Here is an 895-nt window from a genome sequence, read left to right on the forward strand (position 1 = left end):
CAAGCTGCACCGCGTCGCCGGCGGCATCCTCAACAACGAAGGCAAGGTCAAGCTCGACGACAAGTCCACCATCACCAACAACGACCCCACCAACTGCGCCAACACCGTCGAAGACTGCTTCAACTGAACCACCACATAACCCGGGGAGTCCCTTTCCGCCGCGCCACGGCGGGGAGGGGCTCCCCTGCCCCCCGCGTCACCACCGGCTGGTCCTGCCCCCTTTCGGCCCCTGGGTGGCAGCCGGCGGCCTTACGCCTCCGCGAGCCCTCTTCGCCAGGCGGACGCCCTCCCGCCCCTGCGGTGCCCTCTGCGTCCCGCCGTGCCGCCCACCCCCTTATGCGGGTTTTTTTCGTATATGGGCACGAGGCGAAGAACCTTCTCATACGTTGGTCTTCAGCAGCTACAACCGATTTGTAGCGAAGGCCGCCTCGCCGTGGCGAAGCGACCTTGTCAGGTACAAGGAGAGGGCAGAGAGCTCCGATGTCCAACTACCTTCGCAATAACAATGACGCCACCCGTGAGACCATCTCCCCGCTCCGGCGCCGCCGGCTGTGGCTCGCCACCGGCGTCGTGGGCCTGACCGGAGCGGTCAGCCTCGCGGGCGTGGCCTACGCGACCACCGGGGTCACGGGCCCGCACCGGCTCGCCGACGTGAAGTGGTCGACCGCCCAGCTCACCAGTGACGGTGCGGAGGACGCCGCCCGGGGCGAGGACGAGCACGGCCGTGACGACAAGGACAAGGACAAGGGCAAGGGCGAGGACGGCCGGGACCGTGGTGAGTGGGACGCCGACGGCGGGGACCACGGGAAGGTCCGGGAGGTGCCGTGTGACGACGACGAGCTGGTCGAGGCGCTCGATCTGGCCAACCGGGATCACGGCGGCACGCTGAAGCTGG

The 895-nt window shown here is 68.4% G+C and carries 1 pseudogene; it reads left to right on the forward strand.

Annotated elements, in window-relative coordinates:
* Positions 1-480: 480 nt before the first annotated feature.
* A pseudogene (locus F8274_RS30760) lies at positions 481-895 on the forward strand (hypothetical protein); the annotation flags it as partial.

This window comes from Micromonospora sp. AMSO31t (assembly GCF_008868175.1).
Taxonomy (GTDB): Bacteria; Actinomycetota; Actinomycetes; order Mycobacteriales; family Micromonosporaceae; genus Micromonospora.